Raw genomic sequence first — 8284 nt, 5'->3', positions numbered from 1 at the left:
CTATTTTGTGCTTCCTGACCGCACCTGTCCGCGGCGGCCCGGGAGCGATCCCGGGGCGTCCTTCGGGGGCCCGCCCGGTGGCTGACCGTGCGGGTCCGGGGACGGGGCGGCGCCCGCGTCGGTGGCTCTCAGCCGCCATCGCCCCGGGCGACGGACCGGTGCGGGGCGTGCCTCGGACGCGGGCGTGAGACCGGGCGGCACTCTGCCCGGCGGGGTGAGGAAATGCCCCCGCGCCGACCCGCCTCTGGGCCGACCCTGAGCGACCTGCGGACCCGCCCACTACGAGGCGGGGGACGGCTGGAAGGCCACGGCGCCGATGCGGGTTCCGGAGGTGCGGGCACGGCGTGCGAGTACGGCGTGCCTGCACCTCGACAGAGACCGCTAACGGGGAGTCGCAGGACCGGGACGTCGGAGACGCCGCGACGAGACAGACGGCACCGGCCGGGGACCATGCCCGGTCGATGCCGCGGGGCGCCGCGGGGATCGGATCCCGCGCGTACTTGGCCGACACCTGGGTTCCCGCGGCGTCCCGCGTCCCTCGTGCTCGCCTCCCGGGCCATGCCCCCGGCGCCAGTCGGCGCGCGGGGACGATCACGCGTGTCCGGTGCCGGCACCTCGGGACGAGCAGGGGAGAGCGATGGTCCGCGCCCCGCCGGTCCTCAGGCCGGCAGCGGCTCGCGCGGTTCGGTGTGGTCGAACAGCCGGGGCGGCGCGATCGCGTCCCGGGCGCCCATCCGGGCGACGAGATGATCGGCGACCCGCAGGGCGTTGGCGATGATGGTCAGCGTCGGGTTCACGGCGCCGATCGACGGGAAGAAGCTGGCGTCGGTCACGTAGAGGTTGTCCAGCTCGTGCGCCTTGCAGTTGGTGTCGAGCACCGACGTCCTCGGATCCGCGCCGAACCGCAGGGTCCCCGCCTGGTGGGCCGTCCCGCCGATCGGGACGTTCTTGCCGAGGTAGAGCGAGCGGTCGAACAAATGCGGGTGGATGTCGGTGAAGCTGCAGATCTCGCGCAGCTTGTGCCGCAGCCGCTTGTGCGCCTCGACGTTCGTCTCGGTGAGGTCGAGATGGACCTTGCCGCCCTTGTAGAAGATCCGGTTCTGCGGCAGCGGCACGTCCTCGGAGGTCAGCCAGAAGTCGACGGAGTGCTTGGCGATCCAGTCGAACGGCTTGTCGGGGAACCATTGCAGGAAGCCGGGCAGGCCCTCGCCGTGGATCTGGGCGCCGTCCGACTTGCCGACCATCTGGATGTGGCCGAGGGGGAAGTCCCAGCCATCCTTCGGGTCCGGATCGCCGAAGTAGAAGTCGTTGAGGCCGAGCGTCTTCTGGAACCGGGTCGGGTTCGGGACCTTCGAGATCGCCAGCACCGTCGAGTTGTTGTGGCGCATGTAGTTGCGCCCGACCTGATCCGACCCGTTGGCGAGGCCGTTCGGGTGGCGGTCGCTGGCCGAGCGCAGCAGCAGCAGCGCCGAGGAGAGGGCGCCGCAGGCCACCACCACGATGTCGGCCGAGGCCTCGAACGGCGCGCCGTCGCAGTTCCCGACGACGCCCGTGACGGTGCGGCCGGAGGCGTCGGTGACGAGGCGCTCGATGTAGGTGCGGGTGAGCAGCGTCAGGTTCGGGCAGTCGCGCAGGGCGGGGTCGACCACCATGGTCTGCGCGTCCGACTTGCCGTTGGTGGGGCAGGGGAAGCCGTCGAACGATTCGCACTTGATGCAGGGCGAGGTCGGCACCGCGCGGCCGTCCTTCTCCACCAGCCGCACGCCCACCGGCAGGTGGAACGGGTGGTGGCCCGCCCGCTTCAGGTTGTCGAACAGCTCCCGGATCCGCGGCTCGTGCGCCACCGGCGGATGGGCGTAGGGCTTGGTCGACCAGGGCTCGGTCGGGTCCTCGCCGCGCAGGCCGTGAACGTGGAACAGCTCCTCGGCCGCCTGGTAGTACGGCTCGAAGACGTCGTACCCGACCGGCCAGGCCGGCGCGACGCCGTCCTGGTGGCGGATCTCGGCGAAGTCCTTCTCGCGGAGGCGGAAGAGGATCGAGCCGTAGAATTTCGAGTTCCCGCCGACGTAGTAGTGCAGGCCGGGGTGGAAGCTCTTGCCGTCGGACGAGTACCACGTCTCCTTGGCCTGGTAGTAGCCGTCGACGATCACCGCCTGACTGTCCCAGTTCCGCGGCTCGCGCAGCAGGTAGTCGCCGCGCTCGATCAGCAGGATGCGCTTGCCGGTCTGGGCGAGGCGCCACGCCATCGTGCCGCCGCCGGGACCGGACCCGACAATGATGACGTCGTAGTGCTCACCGGGCATGTACCGTCTCCGTCCGGACCTGCGTCCTGGCAGGCAACTCGCGAGCCGCTTCTCGGATCACCGCACGGTACCGTTGATCCCGCGCCGCGTCGCGGACTCCGCCGCGGATTCCGCCGCGGACTCCGCGAAGTCCGCAACCGGCGGTTAAGGGCCTTTCCCAACGCCGCCTTCAGCTTCGGCTGCGATCCTGCGGCGGACCGGCCCGATGCCGGGGAGGCCGGAATGATCGACACGCTGGCGCCTGTCCTGGCGCTCCTGACCGCGGCCGCACTGGCCTTCGGCCTCTGGCGCCGGCTCGGAACGCGCCGCGCCGAGCGCGAGGCCGAGCGGCTGCAGGACCGCCTCTGGCGGATCAGCGAGAGCGAGGACCGCTACCGCGCCCTGGTGGCCGCCACCACCGAGATCATCGTCCAGCGAGATGCCCGCGGGCGCATCACCTACGCCAACGAGGATTTCGCCCGCCTCCTCGGCCGCGAGCCGATCGCGCTGATCGGCTCCCAGGACGATCTCGAGATCCTCGACCGGAACGCCGTGGAGATCGGGCCGGACGGGGTCCGCCGCCTCGAGGCGCAGGTCCGGACGGCGGACGGGCGGGCGCGCTGGTTCGCCTTCGTGGAGATGCCGGTGGCGCACGGCGACGCGACGCACTGGCTGCGCGCGGGCCGGGACGTGACCGCGCGGGTCGAGGCGATCCGCAGCCGCGACGCGGCCCTGGAGCGCGCCGAGGCGGCGAGCGTCGCCAAATCCCGCTTCCTGGCGACCGTGAGCCACGAGATGCGGACGCCGCTCAACGGCATCCTGGGCATGGCCGATCTCGTGCTCGGGACCGCGTTGAACCCCGAGCAGCGCACCTACGTGGAGGCGGTGCGCACCAGCGGTCAGGCGCTGCTCGGCCTGATCGACGGGGTCCTCGACTTCTCGCGGATCGAGGCCGGACGCCTGGACCTCGCGGCCGAGCCCTTCGACCTGCCGGCCCTCTCCGAGGGGGTCGTCGAGCTGCTGGCGCCCCGCGCGCAGGACAAGGGCATCGAGATCGCCCTCGACGTGGCCGAGGACTTCCCGGCCGCGATCCTGGGCGACGCCGACCGGGTGCGGCAGATCCTGATCAACCTCGCCGGCAACGCCATCAAGTTCACCGAGCGCGGCGGCGTCGGCGTCAGCCTGAGCTTCGCGCGGGCCGGGACCGGCGGCGAGGTCGTGCTCGCCGTGGCGGATACCGGCCCGGGGATCCCGGAGGAGCGGCTGCCGATCCTGTTCGAGGAGTTCGAGCAGGGCGACGGCAGCGCGAGCCGCAGCCACGAGGGCACCGGGCTGGGCCTCGCCATCACGCGGCGGCTCGTGACCCGCATGGGCGGGCGGATCGAGGCGGACTCGCGCCTCGGGCGGGGCTCGACCTTCCGGGTCCTGCTGCCGCTCGCCGAGGTCGCGGCGGCCGAGGATGGCGGGCGCGCGCCGCTGCCGACGCTCGCCCCGCGGCGCTGCCTGATCGTCGCCGACTCGCCGTTCCAGGCCCCGTACCTCGCCCGCAGCCTGTCTCGGGCCGGGGCCGCCACCGTGATCGTCGACAGCCTGGAATCGGGCCTCGACGCCCTGTCGGGCGCGGCCTTCGACGCGGTGCTGGCCGACCGGGCCTTGGGCGACGCGGCGGTGCGCCAGATCGCCGACGCGGCCCGCGCCTGCGGGGTCCGCACCAGCCTCGTGCTCCTCTCGCCGTTCGACCGGCGCGGCTTCGGGTCCCCCGGCGCGGCGGGCTTCGACGGCTACCTGATCAAGCCGGTCCGTCCGCGCTCCCTGTTCGAGCGCCTGCTCGCGTCGACGGGCCCGGTCGAGGCCGCGACCGCGCCGGCGGCGGAGCCGGCGCGCGTCGGCTCCAGCCTGCGGATCCTGCTGGCCGAGGACAACCCGATCAACGCCCTGCTGGCGACCCGGGCCCTGGAGCGCCTCGGCGCCACGGTGATCCACGCCGTCGACGGCCTCGAGGCCCTCGCGCGGCTGGAGACGGACGGCCCCTTCGACCTCGCGCTGATCGACGTGCGGATGCCCCGCCTCGACGGGCACGAGACCGCCCGGCGGATCCGCGCCGCCGAAGCGGGCGGCGCGGACCGCCTCCACCTCGTCGCGCTGACCGCGAATGCCGGCCGGGAGGACGAGGTCGCCGCCCGGGCGGCCGGCTTCGACGGGTTCCTGGCCAAGCCGCTGAATCTGAAGCTGCTCCCGCCGCTGCTGGAGCGCCGATCCGCGCGGGCCGCCTGAGCGCGCGTTGACAGGCGGGCGGGTCCCGCGCCAACAGGAGGCCCATGTCGACCGTCAGCCCTCCGTCGCCCGCACCGCGCTCATCGAGCGGCGCGCTTGCCGCCTGGGGCATCGCGGTCCTCGTGATCGCCACCGTGCTCATCGGCGCCCTGGCGCCGGCGCGGCACGCGTCGCCGGCTGTGTCGGCGGCCGACGATCCGGCCTGCCTCGAGTGGACCGACGGCTGCAAGGTCTGCCGGCGCTTGGCGGAGGGGCCGGCCTGCTCGCTGCCCGGGATCGCCTGCCAGCCCGGCGCGCCGCAGTGCCTGACCCGCCGGGACGGGTGATCTGCCGGACCGGTCCGTGACCGCCGCGGCGCCGGTGCTGCGCTTCGCGCCGAGCCCGAACGGACGGCTGCACCTCGGCCACGCCTACTCGGCGCTGCTCAACGCGGACCTCGCCGCCCGGATGGGGGGCGTCTGCCGCCTGCGGATCGAGGACATCGATCCCGCGCGCTCGAAGCCGGACTTCGTCGACGGGATCGTCACCGACCTCGCCTGGCTCGGGCTGACCTATCCCGAACCGGTGCGGCGCCAGTCCCGGCACATGGCGGCCTACCGGGTCGCCCTCGACAGGCTGATCGCGAGCGGGCTCGCCTATCCGTGCTTCTGCTCACGCGGCCAGATCCGGGCGCGCGTCGACTCCGGTGGCGACGGCCCCCGCGATCCGGACGGCGTGCCGCTCTATCCCGGCACCTGCCGCCACCTGGACCGGGCGGCGGCCGCGGACCGGATCGCCCGCGGCGATCCGCATACTTGGCGGCTCGACATGACGGCCGCCCTGCGCCGCGCCGGCCCGACCCACGGCTACGTCGCCTTCGACACGGCCGGCGCGCACCGGGTCGCGGCGGATCCGGCACGCTGGGGGGACGCGGTGATCGCCCGGCGCGACGTGCCGACGAGCTACCACCTCGCCGTGGTCCACGACGACGCGGCGGAGGGGATCACCCACGTGGTGCGGGGCCGCGACCTCGAGGCGGCCACCGACCTGCACGTGCTCCTGCAGGCCCTGCTCGGCCTGCCGGTCCCGCGCTACCGCCACCACGCGCTGCTGCTCGATACCGGAGGCGAGAAGCTGGCCAAGTCGCGCGGCTCGCGATCCCTCGCCGACCTTCGGCAGGCCGGCGCGACGCCCGAGGCTGTCCGCGCCCGGCTCGGCTTCGCCTGAACGACAGCGCGCTCCCTCAGCGGACCGCCGCGTCGCGCTGGGCGAGGGCGGTCGCGCTCTTCGACTTCTGCATGGTGGCGTCGATCTGCTCGCGCTGGCGCTTGAAGTCGGCGAGCAGGCGCCCGTCGAGTTCCCGGCCGCGGGGGACGCGGATCTTCATCGGGTCGACGAAGTGGCCGTTGATGATCACCTCGTAGTGGAGGTGCGCGCCGGTCGACAGGCCGGTCGAGCCGACATAGCCGACGATCTGGCCCTGCCGGACCTTGACGCCCTCGCGGATGCCGCGGCCGAACCGCGACATGTGGTTGTAGGTCGTCACGTAGCCGTTGACGTGCTGCAGCTCCACCCGGTTGCCGTAGCCCGAGGTCATCTCCGCGCGGATCACCACGCCGTTGCCGGCCGCCATGATCGGCGTGCCGATCGGGTTCGACCAGTCGACGCCCGTATGCAGCTTGGCGTAGCCCAGCACCGGGTGGCGGCGGTAACCGAAGCCGGAGCGCATGATCCCGTCGGCGATGGGCTTGCGCAACAGGAACTTCTTCAGCGACCGGCCCTGCTCGTCGAGGTAGTCGATCGTGCCGTCGTCCGGCGACTGGAAGCGGTAGACCTTGCGGGTCTCTCCGCCGAGCGTCAGCGCCGCGTAGAGCAGGTCCGGACGATCGGCGCTGGCCTCGTCGTCGGTGCTGTAGAAGACGTCGAGCCCGTCACCGCTGCCGATGCGGCGCTGGAAGTCGAGGTCGTAGCTGAAGACGCGGACGATATCCTCGACCGTGGCTCGCGGCAGGTCGTGGCGCGCGGCCGTCTCGTAGAGGCTCTGGTACAGGCGCGGCCCGGAGCCGGAATCCTCGTCCTCGTCCTCGCCGGCCTCCGCCTGACGCTGTCCCTTGGGGGAGGGGGCCTCCTCGGCGGGGGGCGCCACCGACACGAAGGCGCCGCGGTCGTTCAGGGCCGCGATGCCCTCGATGCCGTTCTCGCCGTACAGCACCACGCGCGTCACCTGGCGGGGATCGCCGGGACGGGGCCCGGGGGCGACCTGGACGCGCATCGGCTGCCCCTCGTTGAGGGCAGCGGTGCGGGTCTTGCCCCCGAGCGCGGCGACGATGCCGCGAACGGCATCGTCGCTCGCGAGGCCGGTGGCCTTGAGCGTGGTCTCCAGTGTCTCGCCGCGCTTCAGCGCGAGATCGCGCTCCTCCACGAGCGGCGCCTCGTTGGCCTTCAGCTCGACCTTGGCGACCTTCGTGACGTTCTCCGGGACGACCAGCACCTCGATGGACTTGAACGGGTTCGCGTCCTTCGGCACCGCACCGTCGCCGTCGCCGGCCGCGCCCTGCTGGAGCGTCCGCGACAGCATGATCTGCGGGGCGATCGGGATGGCGGCGCGGCGCCCTGCCTCGGCGGCGATGCGGCGCTCCTCCTCGACCTGCGCGGTGACGTCGTCGTCGCTGAGGGCGGGCGCATTGGCGTCGACGGCAGCGTCGGCGAGTTCGCGCTTGACCACGGTGACCTCGGCGCTGGGGGCGTCGGCGGACGCATCGGGCGCGCGCTCCAGCGGCTCGTCGGAGACGAATTTCATGGGGTCGAAGCGGGGCGGCTCGGCGGCGTAGACGCCCGTCGTCATCGACAGGGGCGTCGTCAGCCGCACGAAGGCCTTGGCCTTGATGATCTCGCGGTCGCCGAGGCGGACCGTGACCGGCGCCTTGAAGCTCTGCTTGGCCGAGGCGATCATGAGGTTGCGCACCAGCCGGTCGCCCTTGCGGGCGATGTTGGCGCCGCTCTCGCTCGGCTGGGGGCGGGGCATAATCGCCGCCTTCTCGGGAATGGCCGCGAAGGAAACGTCGCCCTGGAGGGACACGTGGAGCGCCGCAGCGATCAGACCGGCGCCGGTCAGGCCGGTGAGACTGCTGGCGCAGAGCCAGCGGAGGTTGACGGCGCGTCGGTCGATCTGCGTCGCGGTCGCGCCGAGATGGTCGAGAGGCTCGTGCACCCCGCGTGCCGGGGGGAGGGCGGCCACGTCGCCGATCTTGAGTCGCTCGCGCTTCACTCGAAGGCCCTGAGAAGACGATGGCGAACGGGCGTTCCCGCGGGATCCGCGGCGCTGAGGCCGGGCTCGACCATACCGGAGGCGACATCCGCGCCCGGCAATCTCATCTCACGACCCAGCGTGTCGAGATTGAGGCGTGCTGCTCCCGAGCGCCAGCCCCGGCGCGGGAAAGACCGCGATCATCCACCGCCCGGCTTACCGGTGGTTCGCCGCGCCGGCCGGCAAAAAGGGTGTTGACGGCCCGGATTGGCGGCTCTATACCCCGGCTCATCGGCGCCGGCCGCGGAAGTGGACCGGGCGCTGAGCCATCTTCTGACAAGCGGCGGGATTGGCCGGCGGGATTGCCGGGCGGTCTTCTGTTTGCCTCTGATGAGCCTCGGGAGACCGAGGCGCTCTTTGACAAGTTGGAATGAGGAAGGGAGACGCGGGCGGCGTTTGTCCTTGCGGCTAGGTCGAGAGATCTAGCGTGAGTAGACTTGTG

5 protein-coding genes are annotated in these 8284 nt (G+C 72.6%); 3 read left to right on the top strand and 2 right to left on the bottom strand.

The features are described 5' to 3' along the window. Window positions 1-659: 659 nt before the first annotated feature. The gene (locus BMY19_RS29980; protein WP_100253867.1) at window positions 660-2303 is read right to left on the bottom strand and encodes a GMC oxidoreductase; all 1644 of its coding nucleotides are present in this window, start codon (window positions 2301-2303) and stop codon (window positions 660-662) included. A 222-nt stretch (window positions 2304-2525) separates the two neighbouring features. On the opposite strand from BMY19_RS29980, the gene BMY19_RS29975 reads away from it, so the two are divergent. The 3 genes from BMY19_RS29975 to gluQRS are packed head-to-tail and all read left to right on the top strand — an operon-like array spanning window position 2526 to window position 5762. Beyond that, window positions 2526-4556: an ATP-binding protein gene (locus tag BMY19_RS29975; protein WP_100253866.1), complete on the top strand. Its 2031-nt coding sequence runs from the start codon at window positions 2526-2528 to the stop codon at window positions 4554-4556. Window positions 4557-4600: 44 nt separating this feature from the next. Beyond that, entirely contained in the window at window positions 4601-4882 is a 282-nt protein-coding gene (locus BMY19_RS29970) for a hypothetical protein (protein ID WP_100253865.1), read from the top strand. Window positions 4883-4898: 16 nt separating this feature from the next. Further along, window positions 4899-5762: a tRNA glutamyl-Q(34) synthetase GluQRS gene (gluQRS, locus tag BMY19_RS29965; protein WP_100253864.1), complete on the top strand. Its 864-nt coding sequence runs from the start codon at window positions 4899-4901 to the stop codon at window positions 5760-5762. Between the two features lie 16 nt (window positions 5763-5778). Here gluQRS and BMY19_RS29960 read toward each other — a convergent pair whose 3' ends face one another. Next, window positions 5779-7803, bottom strand: a complete 2025-nt coding sequence (locus BMY19_RS29960) for a M23 family metallopeptidase (RefSeq protein WP_100253863.1) — start codon at window positions 7801-7803, stop codon at window positions 5779-5781. Between the last annotated feature and the right edge of the window lie 481 nt (window positions 7804-8284).

Origin of the sequence: Methylobacterium sp. UNC300MFChir4.1, assembly GCF_900110155.1 — a bacterium.
GTDB lineage: Bacteria > Pseudomonadota > Alphaproteobacteria > Rhizobiales > Beijerinckiaceae > Methylobacterium.
The sequence above is the reverse complement of the archived record's forward strand: the minus strand, read 5'-3'. Positions and strand labels throughout refer to the sequence as shown.

What these genes read in the sequence shown, in the direction of transcription:
- BMY19_RS29975 (WP_100253866.1), top strand. Translation starts at nt 2,526, where the DNA reads ATGATCGACACGCTGGCGCCTGTCCTGGCGCTCCTGACCGCGGCCGCA.
- BMY19_RS29970 (WP_100253865.1), top strand. Translation starts at nt 4,601, where the DNA reads ATGTCGACCGTCAGCCCTCCGTCGCCCGCACCGCGCTCATCGAGCGGC.
- BMY19_RS29980 (WP_100253867.1), bottom strand. Translation starts at nt 2,303, where the DNA reads ATGCCCGGTGAGCACTACGACGTCATCATTGTCGGGTCCGGTCCCGGC.